16 protein-coding genes, 2 pseudogenes and 2 riboswitches are annotated in these 18737 nt (G+C 40.4%); of the genes and pseudogenes, 13 read left to right on the top strand and 5 right to left on the bottom strand.

Translation table 11 applies throughout. From position 1 onward, the window contains the following. Positions 1-8: 8 nt before the first annotated feature. Complete coding sequence (locus N780_RS07840) at positions 9-188, top strand: YqzE family protein (protein WP_036782096.1); 180 nt, start codon at positions 9-11, stop codon at positions 186-188. Positions 189-351: 163 nt separating this feature from the next. Here the strand turns inward: N780_RS07840 and N780_RS07835 are convergent, their stop codons facing one another. Beyond that, a complete protein-coding gene (locus tag N780_RS07835; protein ID WP_036782095.1) occupies positions 352-1209 on the bottom strand; it encodes a YqhG family protein in 858 nt (285 codons plus the stop codon). Continuing rightward, positions 1187-2857, bottom strand: a complete 1671-nt coding sequence (locus N780_RS07830) for a DEAD/DEAH box helicase (RefSeq protein WP_036782094.1) — start codon at positions 2855-2857, stop codon at positions 1187-1189. Before N780_RS07830 ends, N780_RS07835 begins: the two co-directional genes overlap by 23 nt. A gap of 148 nt (positions 2858-3005) precedes the next feature. After that, positions 3006-3098, top strand: a riboswitch (glycine riboswitch). Positions 3099-3101: 3 nt separating this feature from the next. Next, positions 3102-3180: riboswitch (glycine riboswitch) on the top strand. A 97-nt stretch (positions 3181-3277) separates the two neighbouring features. Between N780_RS07830 and gcvT the strand changes: the two genes are divergently transcribed. The 3 genes from gcvT to gcvPB are packed head-to-tail and all read left to right on the top strand — an operon-like array spanning position 3278 to position 7194. Continuing rightward, entirely contained in the window at positions 3278-4378 is a 1101-nt protein-coding gene (gene gcvT / locus N780_RS07825; RefSeq protein WP_036782093.1) for a glycine cleavage system aminomethyltransferase GcvT, read from the top strand. A 25-nt stretch (positions 4379-4403) separates the two neighbouring features. Next, positions 4404-5750: an aminomethyl-transferring glycine dehydrogenase subunit GcvPA gene (gene gcvPA / locus N780_RS07820; protein ID WP_036782092.1), complete on the top strand. Its 1347-nt coding sequence runs from the start codon at positions 4404-4406 to the stop codon at positions 5748-5750. After that, positions 5743-7194 (top strand): aminomethyl-transferring glycine dehydrogenase subunit GcvPB, encoded by a 1452-nt coding sequence (gene gcvPB, locus N780_RS07815; RefSeq protein WP_036782091.1) that lies wholly within the window; start codon positions 5743-5745, stop codon positions 7192-7194. Before gcvPA ends, gcvPB begins: the two co-directional genes overlap by 8 nt. Positions 7195-7268: 74 nt before the next feature. On the opposite strand, the gene N780_RS07810 is transcribed toward gcvPB, so the two are convergent. Further along, positions 7269-7649 (bottom strand): rhodanese-like domain-containing protein, encoded by a 381-nt coding sequence (locus N780_RS07810; protein WP_036782089.1) that lies wholly within the window; start codon positions 7647-7649, stop codon positions 7269-7271. 681 nt (positions 7650-8330) lie between these two features. Here N780_RS07810 and N780_RS07805 point away from each other — a divergent pair. The 5 genes and pseudogenes from N780_RS07805 to N780_RS07785 form a co-directional block, all read left to right on the top strand. Next, positions 8331-9125: pseudogene (locus N780_RS07805) on the top strand (ribonucleotide reductase barrel domain-containing protein); the annotation flags it as partial. A gap of 330 nt (positions 9126-9455) precedes the next feature. Next, positions 9456-11216 (top strand): annotated as a pseudogene (locus N780_RS07800) (vitamin B12-dependent ribonucleotide reductase); the annotation flags it as partial. Positions 11217-11597: 381 nt separating this feature from the next. After that, on the top strand, positions 11598-12629 hold the full coding sequence (gene splB / locus N780_RS07795) for a spore photoproduct lyase (protein ID WP_036782087.1): 1032 nt from the start codon (positions 11598-11600) through the stop codon (positions 12627-12629). Positions 12630-12702: 73 nt separating this feature from the next. Further along, positions 12703-13137, top strand: coding sequence for a transcriptional regulator MntR (gene mntR, locus N780_RS07790; RefSeq protein ID WP_036782085.1), 435 nt, complete (start codon positions 12703-12705; stop codon positions 13135-13137). A gap of 454 nt (positions 13138-13591) precedes the next feature. Continuing rightward, complete coding sequence (locus tag N780_RS07785) at positions 13592-14482, top strand: patatin-like phospholipase family protein (RefSeq protein ID WP_036782082.1); 891 nt, start codon at positions 13592-13594, stop codon at positions 14480-14482. A gap of 18 nt (positions 14483-14500) precedes the next feature. Here the strand turns inward: N780_RS07785 and N780_RS07780 are convergent, their stop codons facing one another. Continuing rightward, positions 14501-14896 carry an SA1362 family protein gene (locus N780_RS07780; protein WP_036782080.1) on the bottom strand — a complete coding sequence of 132 codons (396 nt, stop codon included), beginning with the start codon at positions 14894-14896 and terminating at the stop codon, positions 14501-14503. Between the two features lie 32 nt (positions 14897-14928). Next, a complete protein-coding gene (locus N780_RS07775; RefSeq protein WP_036782215.1) occupies positions 14929-15888 on the bottom strand; it encodes a DUF1385 domain-containing protein in 960 nt (319 codons plus the stop codon). A 127-nt stretch (positions 15889-16015) separates the two neighbouring features. On the opposite strand from N780_RS07775, the gene N780_RS07770 reads away from it, so the two are divergent. The 4 genes from N780_RS07770 (at position 16016) to efp (ending at position 18737) form a co-directional block, all read left to right on the top strand. Beyond that, positions 16016-16552 (top strand): YqhR family membrane protein, encoded by a 537-nt coding sequence (locus N780_RS07770; RefSeq protein WP_052114950.1) that lies wholly within the window; start codon positions 16016-16018, stop codon positions 16550-16552. Between the two features lie 85 nt (positions 16553-16637). After that, positions 16638-17069, top strand: a complete 432-nt coding sequence (gene aroQ, locus N780_RS07765) for a type II 3-dehydroquinate dehydratase (RefSeq protein WP_036782078.1) — start codon at positions 16638-16640, stop codon at positions 17067-17069. Between the two features lie 14 nt (positions 17070-17083). Beyond that, entirely contained in the window at positions 17084-18148 is a 1065-nt protein-coding gene (locus N780_RS07760) for a M24 family metallopeptidase (RefSeq protein WP_036782076.1), read from the top strand. Positions 18149-18173: 25 nt separating this feature from the next. Beyond that, entirely contained in the window at positions 18174-18737 is a 564-nt protein-coding gene (gene efp, locus N780_RS07755) for an elongation factor P (RefSeq protein ID WP_036782073.1), read from the top strand.

Genomic DNA, 18737 nt, shown 5'->3' with positions numbered 1-18737 from the left:
GAGGATCTATGTCTGGAAATGACTATGTGAAATTTATGACGCAAGAAATTGTGAAGTATATGGATCTACCTGAAGATGAACGAAAGAAACGAAAAGAACAAAAGAAACAGCAGGAAGCTATAAGTTCTAGATGGTTTGGTATGTTGCCTTTTGCTTTGAAGTTTATGTTCAAAAAGCATGTGAAATAAGAACCATTCCATACTGTAAGTCGTATGCTCTTTAGAGATCATACGACTTTTTTGTGGTTTGAAGATCTCCCACCTTTAAGTGAAGGGAGTTGAAATTCCATCTTAATAAGCGCTCGAACATAAGTAAAGAAAAGCAGCGTCTATCTATCTAGACGCTGCTTGTTTAAGCTTTTAGATGGTCTGCAATCATTTTAGAAGAGGTGGACTGGCTGATATATATCATTCCGGAATTAATGACATCCACTTCAATTTTGGGTTCGTACCGTTGTTGAAGTGCACTTTTTTCTCTTTCAAGTCTTTCCACAGCCTCGGCTTTTAGCTCAACAGCTTCTTCATCTTCATCATCTTCAGTTTGAACATCGTTTTTATAAAAGTGCTCTAATAATTGTTTTTCTTCTTCTAGCAACCGTAATGCATCTTCGCCCCAAGAAAGGTCCTGCTTCGCAACGTTTCCACGTAAATAAGCTTCAATCCGTTTTAATGCACTTGGCAGCTTAATAATGGGTGTTAGAGTAAAGCAGTAATCTGGAATTTTAGGGGAAAGGGAAATAGAGCCTAAGCGGTCCATAAATTGCGGGATCATACTTCCGTTAATCAACTGAAGCCCTAATGAGACAATCTCCTGTCGTTTTTGTGTCCCTTTAAAATTGATTGAAACATTCAAGATAAGCCAAGGGGTAAGACTTGTTTGTTGATTCGTTTCCACTTGTTCATATTGCCTTGTGATTTGACCTTTTTTTCGTAGCATCTGAAACATCTGGTGAACGCGAGGGGAGCCGAAGTGTAACCATTCGCCCTTCTCTTCACGACGGTTTGGGTTGGTAATAAAGGTTACTTGCATAGGAATTCCTTTGCCGTTGACCCTTTTGACGTAATTCCAATAAAACGGTCGGTTCATCAGTACCTCATCTTGCTCTTCTGTTAACTGAACTTTCATAACGCCATCACGGTCTTCTAAAATCGAGCATTCATTAGCTGTGAAGTAGCGGTGCAAGAAACTATGAAGCGCCTGTTGTTCCATCCATTTCTACCTCCTGATCTTGTTCCATCGCGTACGAAATAACGGAAGATAAGTTATTAAGCTTTACTTTCATTTCCCCATCTGAAGCAGACTCTGTAAAAATCGATTGTATTTCATCTTCTAAATTATCAAGCTCAAGTTTTTGCAAGATGGCATCTAAATTCCCGACGACCCTTTGGAAAAGGTGGATTTTCTCATAAAGAAGGGAAAGGACGTGTTCTTCAATCGTGTCTCGAATGGCAAAGTTGTAAATGTTAACGTCTTCTTTCTGACCAAACCGGTGAATACGCCCGATGCGTTGTTCGAGGCGCATTGGATTCCAAGGTAAGTCATAGTTAATCATATTGTTACAGAACTGCAAGTTAATTCCTTCCCCACCAGCTTCTGTAGCAATTAGAACCTGGGCGTGGTTTTGGAAAAGTTGCTTCATCCAATCCTTCTTACTTCGCTTGAAGCCACCCCTAAATGGAACGGATGTAATGCCGTGCTGTTGCAAATACCACTGTAGATAATATTGAGAAGCTCGATATTCTGTGAAAATAATGAATTTTTGATCCGTCTTCGAGATTAAGTCAACCACTTTTTGCGCTTTAGCGTGATGAGGCATTTTCTCGATATACCCAATCATCTCTTGTAGTTGTTCAGCTCTTGAAGGATGAATCTCCTCATTCTTCAACATACTCTCAATAGAAAGGAAACACGCTTCGCGGCTCGAACATAATTCTCGCAAAAGGACGATGTTGGAAAAAGCCATCCCGCCGCTTGTAACTTCAGATAGCTTTTCGTAAGCATTCTTTTCTTCTTCTGTGAAGTCTATGTAGACGGTTTCTACATTTCGCTTTGTCCAGTCCACACCTGTTTCATCGCGTCGGTTACGGACCATCACTTTTTTGACTAATTCTTTTAGATGTTCATCATTTGAGAGCTGGTTTCGGTTTCTTCCAAAGCGTTTTGTAAAGTCTTCATAGTTTCCTAAGTGACCTGGTTTTAAAATGGATACTAAATTAAAAATATCAACCAAGTGGTTCTGCACCGGAGTAGCCGTAAGAAGAAGGCAATACTTTTTCTTTAGTGATCTTACGAAGGCGTAGTTTTTTGTTTTATGATTTTTTAATTTGTGAGCCTCATCAATGATAATGAGGTCGTATTCTGTTTCTAAGAGTTTTTCTCGGTGAGGAGGTCGCTTAGCTGTATCAATAGAGGATACGACAACATCATAGTCCCATATAGCAGACTTCCTTTGAGCTGCTGCAGGGATATAGAACTTCTGATTCATCTCTTGTACCCACTGATTGACGAGAGAGGCAGGGGCTAGTATGAGTACTTTTTTGACAAGTCCGCGAATCATGTATTCTTTTAATATTAATCCTGCTTCTATCGTTTTACCAAGTCCCACTTCGTCTGCTAGGATTGCTCGTCCGTTCATCTCTTCAACCACTTGTTCAGCACAATTTAATTGGTGAGGAAGAAAATCGACATGGGGCAAGTACTTGGGCGATTGTAACCCCTTAAACTCAGGGGTGGCAACGTGCTTTGATGTCTCATAAGCCATCTGGAACAATTCCCATGAAGCAAAAGGGCCTTCTGACTGTATGTTCGTTGCTACTATTGGATCAATAGAAGTATCGATCTGTATAGATGGATTCATGCGTAAACCTACCTTTACAAGCAATAAATTTTTGTGCACAGTGCAAAAACCGTGTGATATAATGACAGTGAATTTGTAAACTAGTGTTTACTATTCCGTAACGTTTATGAATTAGTATGAACCATTTATGAAAATATTATGATCGCGAATGATTACAAGAGGAGAGACCGCAGAAACTTGGCGGCGCCGAAGGAGCAAACAGTGATGTGAATCTCTCAGGCAAAAAGACTCTTGTAGGACGCACCTCTGGAGAGTGCCTGCGTAGGGCCACCCAAGAAGAAAGCAGCAAAAAAACTGCGAAACTTTCTGGTTAACGGACAGGGAATGACACGTAAATAGTGGCTTCTCTGTTTTTTTATGTTGAATTTTCAGAAAAATAGCGCAAGTTCGAACGATTATGTACATAGGGGGATATTAAAAATGGCTGATTTAAAACGTACACCTCTTCACCCTCATTACGGGGACTGGGGAGCAAAAACAGTTGACTTTGGAGGATGGGATCTTCCTGTTCAATTTACATCTATTAAAGAAGAACATCATGCAACACGTAATAGCGCAGGTTTATTTGATGTCTCTCATATGGGAGAAATTTTAGTAGAGGGACCAGAAAGTGAAGCTTATCTGCAAAAGATGCTCACGAATGATGTGACTAAATTAATACCTAACCGGGCGCAATACACATTTCTTTGTTATGAAGACGGTGGGACGGTTGATGATCTGATTGTCTATAAATTGCAGGAGCAGTCTTATTTGCTTGTGGTGAATGCAGCGAATACAGACAAGGATTTCAATTGGCTAAAGGAAAATTTAACAGAAAACGCAACGCTTCATAACGTCTCCGACCAGTATGTCCAACTTGCTATTCAAGGACCGAAGGCTGAAGCAGTTTTACAACGTTTAACGGATCAAGATCTTTCTGAAATCAAATTCTTCCGATTCTTGCAAGATGTCTCCTTTAGTGGAGTTGAACATGCAGCGCTTGTTTCTCGTACTGGTTATACAGGAGAAGATGGATTTGAGATTTATATTCATCCTGATGCTGGGGGAGCTCTTTGGAGAGCCATTCTTGCTGAAGGCGAAAAGGACGGGGTACTTCCTGTTGGTCTTGGAGCAAGGGACACGCTTCGTTTTGAAGCAAAGCTTCCTTTATATGGGCAGGAACTGAGTGCAGATATTACGCCGATTGAAGCTGGACTTGGATTTGCTGTCAAAGTGGATAAAGAAGGTGACTTTATTGGCAAGGCTGTTCTTAAGAAGCAAAAAGAAGAAGGGACAGACCGAAAACTGGTAGGTCTTGAAATGATCGATAAAGGGATTCCGCGCCACGGTTATAAAGTATTTGATGGCGATAAGGAAATAGGTTTTGTTACCACAGGTACACAGTCTCCGACATTAGAGAAAAATATAGGCCTTGCCGTTGTTCCTAAACAATATACGGAGCCTGATACAGAGCTTGTTGTTCAGGTTCGCAAACGATTCTTAAAAGCAAAAGTAATACCAACACCATTTTATAAGCGCTAAAGATAAGGGAGAGGGAGGTTTTACAATGACATTTCGTTATTTACCTATGACAGATCATGATAAACGTTCTATGTTAGACAGTATTGGTGTTGAATCAACAGATGTTTTATTTAGTGATATCCCTGAAAAAGTTCGGTTTAAAGGAGATTTAAATATAAAACCAGCTGCTAGTGAGCCTGAATTAATGAAAGAACTATCTCAACTAGCAGGGGAGAACATCAATACGAAAGACTATACATCTTTTCTAGGGGCAGGGGTTTATGATCATTACATCCCTTCCATTGTAGATCATGTACTGTCTCGTTCAGAATTCTATACAGCTTACACACCTTATCAGCCAGAAATCTCTCAAGGAGAGCTACAAGCAATCTTTGAATTCCAAACGATGATATCTGAGCTAACAGGGATGGAAGTATCTAACTCTTCTATGTACGACGGGGGCACCTCACTTGCAGAGGCGGTGACATTAAGCGCCGGTCAAACCAAAAAGAAAAAAGTTCTTGTATCTAAAGCCATTCACCCTCACTCATTAGAAGTTATTCATTCTTACGCAATGGGACAAAACATTGAAGTAGTTGAGATCGAAGCAAGAGATGGTTTGACAAACTTATCCATGCTAGCTGACGAGTTAGATGAAGAAACTGCAGGCGTCGTCATTCAATATCCGAACTTCTTCGGACAAATTGAGCCTTTAGAAGACGTACAAGAGATCTTAAAAGATTCAAAAGCAATGTTTATAGTTTCAAGTAATCCTCTAGCTCTCGGGTACCTCACACCACCTGGTGAATTTGGAGCGGATATTGTTGTCGGGGATACTCAAGTGTTCGGTATTCCTGCACAGTTTGGTGGACCGCACTGTGGATATTTTGCTACGACGAAGAAATTAATGAGAAAAGTTCCAGGGCGTCTTGTAGGCCAAACCCAAGATGAAGAAGGGCGAAGGGGATTTGTGCTAACGTTGCAAGCTCGTGAACAACACATCAGAAGGGATAAAGCAACATCTAACATTTGTTCTAACCAGGCTTTAAACGCTCTAGGCACATCTGTAGCCCTTAGTGCGCTTGGAAAGAAAGGCATTAAAGAAATGGCTTATCAAAATATGCAAAAAGCGCGCTATGCTAAGAAACAATTCGAAGAGGCGGGCTTCCAAGTGTTGTATTCAAATGCTTTCTTTAATGAATTTGTTCTGCAAGTTCAAGGGTCTGTAACGACACTTAATGAAAAGCTTCAAGAAAAAGGGATGATTGGTGGTCTTGACCTAGAAAGAATTCATTCTGATTTAGGTGGCCATATGCTTGTAGCCGTGACCGAAATGCGTACAAAGGAAGAGATCGATCGATTTGTGAAGGAATTGGGGGATGTATATGCGTAACGAAGATTTTCCGCTCATCTTTGAACATAGCCAAGAAGGACGCGTAGGGTTTAGTTTGCCTGATTTAGATGTACCAGAGGTAGACTTAAACGTTGAAGTTCCATACGTCAGAAACATCGATGCTAATTTACCAGAAGTGAGTGAACTGCAGATTATGCGTCACTACACCGCTCTCTCCAAACGAAACCATGGTGTAGATTCTGGATTTTATCCGCTAGGGTCATGTACGATGAAATACAACCCTAAAATGAATGAAGATGTAGCTCGTATGCCTGGATTTAGTCACATTCATCCCTTACAAGCTCCAGAATCAGTTCAAGGAGCACTAGGTTTAATGTATGATCTTCAGACATCTCTTGAAGCGATTACAGGTATGGATCAAGTTACGCTGCAACCGGCTGCAGGAGCTCATGGTGAGTGGACAGGACTTATGATGATTCGGGCCTACCACGAAGCGAATGGGGACTATAATCGTACGAAAGTAATTGTCCCTGACTCTGCACATGGAACGAACCCTGCCTCTGCAACGGTAGCAGGTTTTGAAGCGGTAACGGTAAAATCAAATGAAAAAGGACTTGTTGATTTAGAGGACTTAAAACGTGTGGTTGATGAAAACACAGCTGCTCTTATGCTAACCAACCCAAATACGCTTGGTTTGTTCGAAGAGGAAATCTTAGACATGGCCGAGATCATCCATGAAGCAGGCGGTAAACTGTATTATGACGGTGCTAATTTAAATGCCATTCTAGGATACGCTCGTCCAGGAGATATGGGATTTGATGTTGTGCACTTGAACTTACACAAAACATTCACCGGCCCCCATGGTGGTGGTGGCCCTGGTTCTGGTCCAGTTGGAGTGAAGAGTGATTTAGCTCCATATCTGCCAAAGCCAATTGTAACAAAAGTACAAGAACGTTATGTTTTCGATGATAATCGTCCAGACTCAATCGGTCGCGTTAAACCGTATTTTGGAAACTTCGGCATTAATGTCCGTGCTTATACGTACATTCGTACAATGGGAGCTAACGGGTTAAAGCAAGTAAGTGAGTACGCCGTATTGAATGCGAACTATATGATGAGAGAACTTGAGAAAGACTTTGATCTCCCGTTCTCACAGCATTGTAAACACGAGTTTGTACTATCAGGAAAACGTCAGAAGAAACTTGGTGTCAGAACGCTTGATATGGCCAAGCGACTTCTTGATTTCGGCTATCATCCGCCTACGATTTACTTCCCGTTAAATGTGGAAGAAGCGATGATGGTAGAACCAACGGAGACAGAAGCGAAAGAGACGCTAGATGAGTTTATTGGAGCAATGAGACAAATTCATAAGGAAGCAAGTGACAACCCTGAAATTGTTCAAGAAGCCCCTCATACGACGATTGTTGGGCGTATGGATGAAACCACAGCTGCCCGTAAACCTGTTCTACGTTACCAGAAATAAATTAAACAAAGAAAAGACTCCTCAATTTTTGAGGAGTCTTTTCTAGTTTAGGAAATTGTAAATCGTTTTTGCTCTTAACTTGATTTAACTTTTCCATCCCATTTCTTAAATCCGCCCTGAAGCTGATTTAAGTCGCTATAGCCCTTCTTGTGAAGGAGAGAAGCGGCACGCGCAGCGCGCGATCCGTTCTGGCAGTATAAATAAACGGGTTTGTCAGGACGAACTTCTTGTAAGCGTTGCTTCAATTGAGTAACGGGTATATTACGGGCCCCTAAAATGTGGCCTGATTTAAATTCGTTTGGTTCACGCACATCAATTAATTGAGCTTTACGGTAACCTTGTCTGAATTGTTCAGAGGTTAATGTTTTCAAATAACGACGTTGAGCCATATACTTAATGACACCATAGCCGATAATAACAACAAGTAAGCCAAGTAGTATCCATAATCCGGTCATTAATCTTCCCCCTATAGTTCTATCTTCTTTCTCTATTATAGATTGCTTTATAGCAAGATTCAAAGTTTTTTTCTAAAGCTAGAAAGCGTAGTGCATTTTAGAATTTCACACTGTCAGTATAACGTGTATGTCAAGCTCTTACTGGATGAAGTTTTGGTGGGGACTACTATCTATATGAACAGCCAATAGAACCTTAAATGACTCAAATGAAGAGTAATGAATAATGAGAGTGAAAAGATATTGGGTTCATAGGAGGAAAATCATATCGCTTTAATGATTCGACATTTCTCATAATAACTAAGGTTTTGAAGATGAAGGGCAGTGCTAAGGAGATGAGGGATAAATTTTGTAAGTGATCATCCTATATATAGGGAGGCAGTAAACAGGTGGAGAAGGGCAATCTCGAAAAAAATACGTTCCATCTATAAATTCAACTTTTCTCTTTATATTTCTTCTATTTGCTTCAAATCTTGGCGAATTTTGCGATTGACAAAATTTCTACCTCTTGTTCAAAAAACACAATATATGGGTGGGTTTGAAATGTCGAACACAATATATTGTTTGGTTGATCATTTTTGTGGTATGTTATATGTATTAGTTGAACGACGGGCTTTTAAGAGTTATCATCAAGATTATGTCGAGTTCAACCGACACTTTTTATGGTAGAGGAGAGGTATGCTCATGCAAACCGCGAATGAAACAATGAATCAAATCAACATAGAACAACTTAATAAAGACATCGGTTTATTCTCTCAGGTACATCCGGTAACTGAGGATATGAACATCACACATGCTGGTGTATCCCGTTTGGTGATGCTAGACCGTTATGCTTTTAAAGATACTGAGAAAGTTACGCTTACTAAAGGGGACTTTGTCGTACTCACGGTTAAAGACGACCCTAAATTCCCAGCTAGGGGATTGGGGTATATCGTCTCAATCGATTGGCAGCAGGCTAAAGCTGAAGTGAAAGTAGAGCCAGAATTCAGAAGCGTACTTGATAAGCCAGAAGAAGTGGAAACAGGCATTATAAATCGTAAACTAGACGTTATTGATAAGCCTCTTGAGGTCTTCTATGAGCAGATCGCTAAGCGTAACGCAACTGGACTAGCTGCTGTTGAAACTGATGAAACGAAAAGACAAGAATCGTTCCAGCAGTTTTACAATGAACTATCTAACCTAAACTTCATCCCAGCAGGCCGTGTTTTATACGGAGCCGGTTCTGAAACGGATGTAACGTACTTCAACTGTTACGTCATGCCATTTATTCAAGACTCCCGTGAAGGCATTTCCGATCACCGCAAGCAGGTTATGGAGATTATGAGTCGTGGTGGCGGTGTTGGAACAAATGGTTCAACACTACGTCCTCGTAACGCACTTGCAAGAGGCGTAAACGGGAAATCATCAGGTTCTGTTTCTTGGTTAGATGATATTGCAAAACTGACCCACCTTGTCGAACAGGGCGGATCAAGACGTGGTAAATCAGCATAAGTGCCTCGTCTATAAATAAACCTCGTGAATTGCTGGGAACTCTTAATAAGTGTAGTAACTTGTAAACCACAACGTAACTGGAAACGGTAAGCGTGAAGGTTAGAAAATTATAAGTTATATAAGACAATCAGCAGCCAAGCTCCTACACTAATGATATGGAGAAGGTTCAACGACCATCGAAAGTACACCGATTGTGGAAACGAGTAGAGTAGGGATCAAGCGATTCCGAAGCGCGAGGGCACTTGAAACAGTGTAAGATATGGTCTGAACTCTAAGGTGACTTAGAGAGTTGATGTAGCGAATCAACGTAACGAATTGGCTCAAATGATTATGTTAGCAGACTGGCATCCTGATATTGTGGAGTTCATCATCTCGAAGATGCAAAACCCACGTATCCTTCGCTTCTTGATTGAGAATGTAGATGATGAAGTCATCAAACAACAAGCGAAAGCCAAATTGAAATTTACTCCTCTATCCGCAACAGAGCGTGACATGTATCAAAGTATCGTTAATTATAAAAACGTTGAAGGAAGAGGTGGCTTTACAGATGCAGCCATCGCTGATGCACAAGAAAAACTAGATCTCGGTGGAAATTATGATGTACACAACTCTGAGTTCCTGACAGGTGCGAATATTTCGGTTTGTTTAACAAACGACTTCATGGACGCTGTTGAGAATGATGAAATGTATGATCTTCGCTTCCCTGATGTTGAGAGTTATACAGAAGAAGAAATGAAAGCTTACAATAAAGAATGGCATGAATCTGGTGACGTTCGCGAATGGGCGGATAAGGGATATAAAGTACGTACGTATCGCCGTATGAAAGCGAAAGACCTATGGAACTTAATTAATATCTGTGCTACCTATTCAGCAGAACCAGGCATCTTCTTTATTGACAATGCCAACGATAAAACAAACGCAACAAGTTATGGACACAAGGTAGTAGCGACGAATCCTTGTGGAGAACAACCTCTTGCACCATATTCTGTCTGTAACCTTGCAGCCGTTAACCTTGCTTCTGTAGCCGATAAGGAAGCGAAAGTGGTAGACTTTGAAAAGTTAAAAAACACGGTTCAAACAGGCGTGCGCATGCAAGACAACGTGATCGATGCTACTCCTTATTTCCTTGAAGAAAACAAGAAGCAGGCTCTAGGTGAGCGCCGTATAGGCCTTGGAGTAATGGGACTGCACGATTTATTAATCTACACAGAAACAGCTTACGGCTCTGAAGAAGGGAATAAAGTAGTGGACGAGATCTTTGAAACGATCGCCACAACTGCTTATCGCACTTCCATTGAACTCGCGAAAGAAAAAGGAAGTTTCCCGTTCTTAGAAGGGCAAACAGAAGAAGAAACAAAAGAGCTTCGTATGAAGTTCATTAATACCGGATACATGCAAGGCATGCCTGAAGACATTCGCCAAGGTATATTAGAGTACGGAATCCGTAACTCACACCTCTTAACGGTAGCTCCAACAGGATCTACAGGTACCATGGTAGGCGTTTCTACAGGACTTGAACCATACTTCTCCTTCTCTTATTACCGAAGCGGCCGCCTAGGTAAGTTTATTGAAGTGAAAGCTGAGATCTTAGAGCAGTATCTGCGTGAACACCCTGAACAAGATCCAAACAATTTACCTGATTGGTTCGTAACAGCAATGGAATTAGAACCAGAAGCGCATGCTGACGTACAATGTGTCATTCAACGATGGGTGGATAGTTCGATCTCGAAAACAGTGAATGCACCTAAAGGTTATTCTGTTGAGCAAGTAGAACAAGTCTATCAGCGCCTATACCGTGGTGGAGCAAAAGGTGGAACGGTTTATGTAGACGGAAGCCGTGACGCTCAGGTTCTTACGCTTAAAGCAGAGGATAACTCATTTGAGGAACAACAAGAACTATTTGAAGATGACCGTAAAGTCGTTTTAATGGATACTGTTCATGAACTAGATAAGACTGATGTAACCATCGGTTCTGAAGTCGGCAACACATGCCCAGTTTGTCGAGAAGGTAAAATTCAAGACGCTGGTGGCTGTAACACATGTACAAACTGTGGCGCTCAGCTGAAGTGTGGACTATAAGTAAGAAATATCAAAAAGCGCGTGAGAGTATCCAACTCTCACGCGTTTTTTATCTAGATCTCTGTTAATGAGGGGAGTTGAGGTATTTTAGCTAGAAGGGACCGTTATGTTTGATGAGTGCTTGGGCTTGCTCGGGGCCGGGCTTTGCCGGGTGAGGAGGCTCACCAGCTCCCCACAGGAAAGCGAGTGGTTTCCAGGCCCACCTTACACTCGATTAAAGCAAACGGAAACATTCTCTAAGTTTGGAGTCTTCAAAACTCCTGCCCTATTCTTGAACAATTATTTGTAATAACAACATTAAACAAAGTCATTTAAGATACATTCATTACCAGCAATACCTCACAAGAGTTGGTGATACTAAGGCATAAAGGAGTGAACTGTATGAAACCATTTATGCCGAAACTTGTATATGTGGAACCACGAGCGATGGAGTATAAGTTAGCACAAGATCTCTATCAGAAGTTCAAGGATCAAGGGATTGAGATAAGGGAAACGACTTCCCATAATCAAGTACGTGGAATACCAGGAGACAATGATTTAAGGCAGTATGCTAATGCTAAAAATACGTTTGTCCTAGGTGTTAGAAAGACACTAAAATTTGATACATCAAAACCTTCAGCTGAATATGCCATTCCGTTAGCCACAGGTTGTATGGGGCACTGTCATTACTGTTATTTACAAACCACTCTTGGCAAAAAGCCCTATATAAGAACGTACGTTAACTTAGAAGAGATCTTTGATCAGGCTCATCAATACATCTTAGAGCGTGATGAACCAACCCGATTTGAAGCAGCGTGTACGTCCGATATTGTAGGGATCGATCACCTGACTCACTCGTTAAAGAAGACGATTGAATTTATGGGGGATCAGAAAAAGGGGCGTCTTCGTTTTGTAACGAAATATCACCATGTAGACCACTTGTTGGATGCTGAGCACAACGGTCATACACGCTTTCGTTTCAGCATTAATGCAGATTACGTTATAAAAAACTTTGAACCAGGGACATCACCCTTGGATAAAAGGCTAGAAGCTGCGAGGAAGGTAGCTGATGCAGGGTATCCGCTAGGGTTTATTGTAGCCCCAATCTATTTATATGATGATACGTGGAAAGAAGGATATCACAAAATGTTTGCACATCTCCATGAACAGTTGAAAGGATCTTCAGTGGATGAGGAAGATTTAACATTTGAACTCATTCAGCATCGTTTCACAAAGCCAGCTAAACGCGTCATCCTCCAGCGTTATCCAAAGTCTAAGCTTGAAATGGATGAAGAAGAGCGAAAATATAAATGGGGACGGTACGGGATTGGCAAATACGTCTATCCAACCGAAACTCAAGAGGATATAAAAAAGACGATGGAAGCCTACATCAACGAGTATTTTCCAAATAGTAAGATCAGTTATTTCACTTAAGACAATCTTGTCATGGAAAGGAATCTAGTGTATCATTTTTAACAGTAGGCTGAGGCAGAATTGGAGGATTTTTATGCCAACACCAAGTATGGAAGATTATATTGAACAAATATATATGCTAATAGAGGATAAAGGCTATGCACGAGTTTCAGATATCGCTGAAAATCTTCAAGTCCATCCATCATCTGTTACGAAAATGGTACAAAAGCTAGACCGAGATCAGTATCTGAACTACGAAAAATATAGAGGACTTGTGTTAACCTCTAAAGGGAAAAAAGTTGGCAAACGGCTAGTGTACCGTCACGAGTTATTAGAGCAATTCTTACAAATTATCGGCGTTAATAAAGAAAACATATACGAAGATGTAGAGGGAATTGAACACCATATGAGTTGGAATTCCATAGATCGTATCGGTGATCTTGTTCAATTCTTTGAAGAAAATCCAAAATGTATCGAACAATTACGACTCGTTCAACAACTAAATGAGGAACAAGCGAAAGAAGACTAAACACCTGACTATTCAGGTGTTTTTTTTATGACTTATTAGTCTGCTTATTAGATTTGCACAAGACTGTTCAAGCAGGCGTCGTAATGTCGTAAAACGTTCATGACGTGCTCAAAGCCAATAAGGGCTGTCATAAAGCCTGGAAGGAATGACTAAAAAAAACTTAGGTATGACAAAGTTGAACGAGCAGTGACGTAAAAGGTCATCTGCATGTTGAAAGCCGGTTCACGATGACCGAAAAGAACCATGATACGACTAAAAACGTGGGAGAAGTGACGCTACCAATCTTCAAAATGTCAAAAGCGACAAACAGGGCTCAAATCTTAAGCGGGATTTCATTACCACCTATATGAGATCCACCCATGTCACAAATGAGTGCGTTTATGCTACTGTTTCTGGTCTAGGACACGCTCTTTCAGATTATAGATAATCATAAAGGGGGAAGGAGGGGCGTCTTATGAAAATTGATGGCGTTTTCTCAGGTGGGGGTGTAAAAGCTATTGCTTTTATAGGTGCGATTGAAGTTGTTGAACAGAAAGGGTATCAATTTGAACGAGTAGCGGGGACATCTGCTGGTGCTATTATGGCTTCGTTTCTTGCAGCTGGTTATAAAAGTAAGCAAATTCATCACTTATTCCGGGAGCTGCACCTCAAGAAATTATTAGATCCTCCTAAGATAGGAACTTGGTTTCCTTTTTCCAATTGGCTCTTTTTATATTTTCGAATGGGTTTATATAAAGGGAAGAAACTTGAAGAATGGATTTATGAAGTGCTGGGAAAAAAAGGGGTGTATACGTTTCGAGATCTTCCAGAAGGGTCTTTGAAAGTGATTGCCTCAGACTTAACCTTAGGAAGAATTGTAGTTATTCCGGATGATTTAGAAAGAGTGTACGGAATTTCTCCTAATGAATTTACTGTAGCGAAAGCAGTGCGAATGAGTGCAGGGCTTCCTTATTTTTTTATACCTGAACCGATGTTCGGAAAAGATCATAAAAAAAGTCTTATTGTGGATGGAGGGCTTTTAAGTAATTTTCCGATATGGGTGTTTACCTCGAATTTAGAGAGACGGAAGAGGCCAATTCTTGGTATGAAACTGAGTAATGGGAATGATCAACTTCCTGCTCGTAAGATTAAAAACGCTATAGAGATGTTTCAAGCGTTGTTTGTAACCATGAAACAAGCACATGATGCGCGATATATTCATAAAGCGGATGCAGTAGATATCATCTTTATTCCTGTTGAAGATGTAGAGACGACAGATTTTGATTTAAGTGAGGCTTCTATTAACAAGCTAATTTCTCTTGGAGAAAAACATGCAGCGACTTTCTTACGAAATTGGAGTGGATAAGAAAAAATCGAGCTTCTATTAGAAGGAAGCTCGATTTTTCTTTTTACTTTTATTACCCTCGATCACACGAAGGTGAGGGGCTTCTTTTCTTTGCTTTTGTTTCTTGCTAGCTACTTTTGATTTAATAGTAGAAGGTTTCATTTTTTTCGCGATGGTAGAAGAGGTCGTCGGTTGTTTGTATTTCTGTTTCGATTGTCGGGCTGCCTTTCGGTACTGCTTCATTTCATTTGAAGTCCCACCATTACGCCTTGAGAAAATAAAGTAAACAATTCCGATGATGACTGCTGCAAATAAGACTGTGACGAGAATATCCATTAAAAAGCTAGTTGTATCCGTAAATAATCGAACACCTATGCCAATTAAAGCTAACGCCATAATAAAATAAGTAAGAGGTTTAATAATTTTGTGAGCCAACTTTTTTTCCTCCCTTCAGCATTCCATCTTAATTATGAGATGACCTTACTACCTTGTATACCACTTTTAGAAGCGTTTTTATCATTCTCTAGAACTTTTTTAAAAGAATGAATCGCAACGTCAACTTGATCATCTTTAGGTTCTTTTGTTGTTAACAGCTGTAACCATAAACCAGGGTACCCAAGAACTTTAAGTCCAGGAACGTTTCGTACTTTGTTTGTTAGCTGCAATACTTCAAATGATACGCCGATGACAAATGGTAATAAAAGAATGCGGTTTACCATGCGCCACCACATTGGTTCTGTAGCTATGAATGGTAGTAGATAAAACAGAATCCCTATAAATACCGTGAACAATATGAAACTAGATCCACATCGATAGTGAAGGCGGGATTGATTTTGGACGTTTTCGATAGTTAACTCTTTCCCGTTTTCGTAAGCATTAATCACCTTATGCTCAGCTCCATGATATTCGAAGACTCGCTTAATCATAGGAGTGAGGGAGATAAGATAAATATATGCGAGTAGAAAGATAAATTTGATTAACCCTTCTAATAGAACTTGTCCGGTTTTGCCAGGGATAGCGAAACGGAATAACTCAGCTACTAGCGCAGGAGTTAAAGTGAAAATCAATTTTCCAAATAAGAATGATAAGACACCTACAGCTCCAACTCCAAGTACCATTGCCAGTTTAGAAGAATCCTCTTCCTTCTGAATGGTCTCATCGTCTTTTGGATCTACATCGTAACGTTCACTAGAGAAGTTTAAGTGTTTCGTTCCATTCGCACTTGCTTGAACTAACGCAACAAGACCTCGGATAAATGGAATTTTCTTTAAACGCTTCTCTATTTTAGATTCTTTCCGTTCTAGCTCAAAATATTCAATTGATTCGTCTTTTCGGCGAATAGCCGTGACATAACTCGTTTGACCAGCAAACATAACGCCTTCCATAACGGCTTGACCTCCGTAAGCTGGTTTAGTTTTTTCGCTCATTGCCACACCATCCTCTTGATGATCTATTTCCTTCATTTTACTAGAAAATAGCGCTCACCTCTAGTCTTCTTAAATAAAAGCATGGAAATATTCAATTTTGGTCATGCTAAGCTGTGAGGTGATTGAGATGTCTGAACAAGAACATAAAGAACAAGAACAACAAAATCAGGAAGAAAAGCAAAATCCTGAATTAGAGCAAAACCAAAAAGAACAGCCCATGTCTGTGATTAGCAAGGCCTTAGTTACAGGTTTCGTGGGTGGAGTATTATGGAGTTTTGTTGGTACAATTGCATACTTCTTTAATTTCTCTTCAGTTTCAGCAGGAAGCTTTGTAATTCGCTCTTTTGTACAAAATGAATGGAGCAGCAAGTGGCTAGGGGAACTAATCGCCATATTAGCTGTAGGTCTCGTATCGCTTTTAATCGCTATCCTCTATTTTGGTCTACTCAAAAACACGAAAGGACTCTGGCCATCAATGGCATTTGGTGTAGGGCTTTGGTTTATTGTGTTTTTTTTATTCCAGCCTATCTTTTCAGCAGTCCCGCAGATTGGTGAATTAGATAGTGATACGATTGTAACTAGCTTATGCTTATTTATTTTATATGGAACGTTTATTGGGTATTCCATTTCTTATGATTATCAGCAAAACAACCAACCCAGCTAAATCGCTCCCAATTGTTGCAGCGTCTATGTTATCCTAAAAAGAGTCGGAATATTTCCCTTAATTAATCAGGAAGGGAGATCACTAGATGAAAAAAATTCTTTTATTAAATGGACCGAATTTAAACCTATTAGGAAAAAGGGAGCCAGGAGTGTATGGGAAAGGTACACTTCAAGACATCGAAACATCCATTAAAGATATGGTAGAGGCAAATGGATGGGCGTTTGAAGCTTTCCAGTCAAATCAGGAAGGGGAACTGATCGACAAGATTCATAAGTTCATCGGTCAAGATGTAGGGATTATCTTTAACCCCGGAGCTTATACGCACACAAGCATAGCACTTAGAGATGCTATTGCAGGAGTTGACCTCCCTGTAATTGAAGTACATATATCAAATGTTCATAAACGGGAGGAATTTCGTCACACATCTCTGCTTGCCCCTGTATGCTATGGCCAGATTGTAGGTCTTGGTTCATTCGGTTACAAGCTAGCAGCGCAAACATTTATAGAACAATTTTAGGGGGAGGATTACACATGGATACACTAAAACGCTTAAGAAGTAGCATAGAAGAACAAGGGTTAGACGGTTTGCTCATTACGAGTGATCGAAATCGTCGTTATGTGACTGGGTTTACAGGAACTTCTGGGGTGGTACTCGTTACACCGAATGAAGCGATGTTTATTACGGACTTTCGTTATACAGAACAAGCAGCTGAAGAAACGACTGGGTTCGCGATTGTGGAGCATAAGGCGCCCATTCATGAAGAAGTAGCGAAGCAAGCGAAAGAGCTTGGTGTAAGTAAGCTTGGTTTTGAAAAACAGCACATGACTTATAGCGTGTTTGAACAATATCAATCTGTAGTAGAAGCGGAATTTGTCCCGACATCAAGTATCGTAGAAAAATTACGCTTGATTAAGACTGATGATGAGATTAAGATATTAAAGGAAGCAACTAAGATAGCAGATGCAGCATTTGAGCATATCCTGTCCTACATAAAGCCAGGAGTTAAAGAAATCGACGTATCCAATGAACTAGAGTTCTTTATGCGCAGACAAGGCGCGACTTCTTCTTCATTTGATATTATTGTAGCCTCAGGTTATCGATCTGCTTTACCACACGGTGTGGCTTCTGAGAAAGAGATTCAATCCGGCGAATTAGTCACGTTAGATTTTGGTGCTCTATATAAAGGATATTGTTCTGATATTACACGAACAGTTGCTGTTGGTGAGATTAGTGATGAGCTGAAGAAGATTTATGATACAGTTTTACAAGCGCAACTGCGTGGAATGGATGGAATTAAAGCCGGCATTACTGGTAAAGAAGCCGACGATTTAACTCGTGATTATATTAAAGAACAAGGGTATGGACAATACTTCGGCCATTCTACCGGTCACGGAATTGGACTAGATGTTCACGAAGGTCCTGGTTTATCATTCCGAAACGACAAGCAAAAGCTTGAGCCAGGAATGGTTGTAACAGTAGAGCCTGGCATTTATGTTCCAAATGTGGGTGGCTGTAGAATTGAAGATGATACAGTTGTAACCGAAACAGGTAATGAGCGTTTATCTCATTCTACAAAAGAGTTAATTACGCTTTAAGCTTATTTAGGGAGGAAATTCAATTATGATTTCAGTTAACGATTTTAAGACAGGTCTTACAGTTGAAGTAGATAATGGGATCTGGCAAGTGATAGACTTCCAACACGTAAAACCAGGTAAGGGAGCAGCATTCGTGCGCTCTAAACTTCGTAACTTACGTACTGGAGCGATCCAAGAGAAAACGTTCCGCGCAGGTGAGAAAGTACAAAAAGCACACATCGAAAACCGTAAAATGCAATACCTTTACTCTGCGGATAATGTTCATACATTTATGGACACTGATACGTACGACCAAGTTGAACTTCAAACGAAACAAATTGAGAACGAGTTGAACTACCTGAAAGAAAACATGGAGATTCAAGTTCGTTTCTATCAAGGCGAAACAATCGGTGTTGAATTACCGAAAAACGTTGACCTACAGGTTACAGAAACAGAACCTGGTATCAAAGGTGACACAGCAAGCGGTGGTACAAAGCCAGCAACGCTTGAAACAGGCCTAAGTGTACAAGTTCCATTCTTCATTAATGAAGGTGACGTTCTTACAATTAGCACAGATGAGGGGAAATACGTTTCCCGTTCAAATAACTAG

It is taken from the genome of Pontibacillus chungwhensis BH030062 (genome assembly GCF_000770675.1).
Lineage (GTDB): Bacteria > Bacillota > Bacilli > Bacillales > BH030062 > Pontibacillus > Pontibacillus chungwhensis.
The sequence above is the reverse complement of the archived record's forward strand: the minus strand, read 5'-3'. Positions and strand labels throughout refer to the sequence as shown.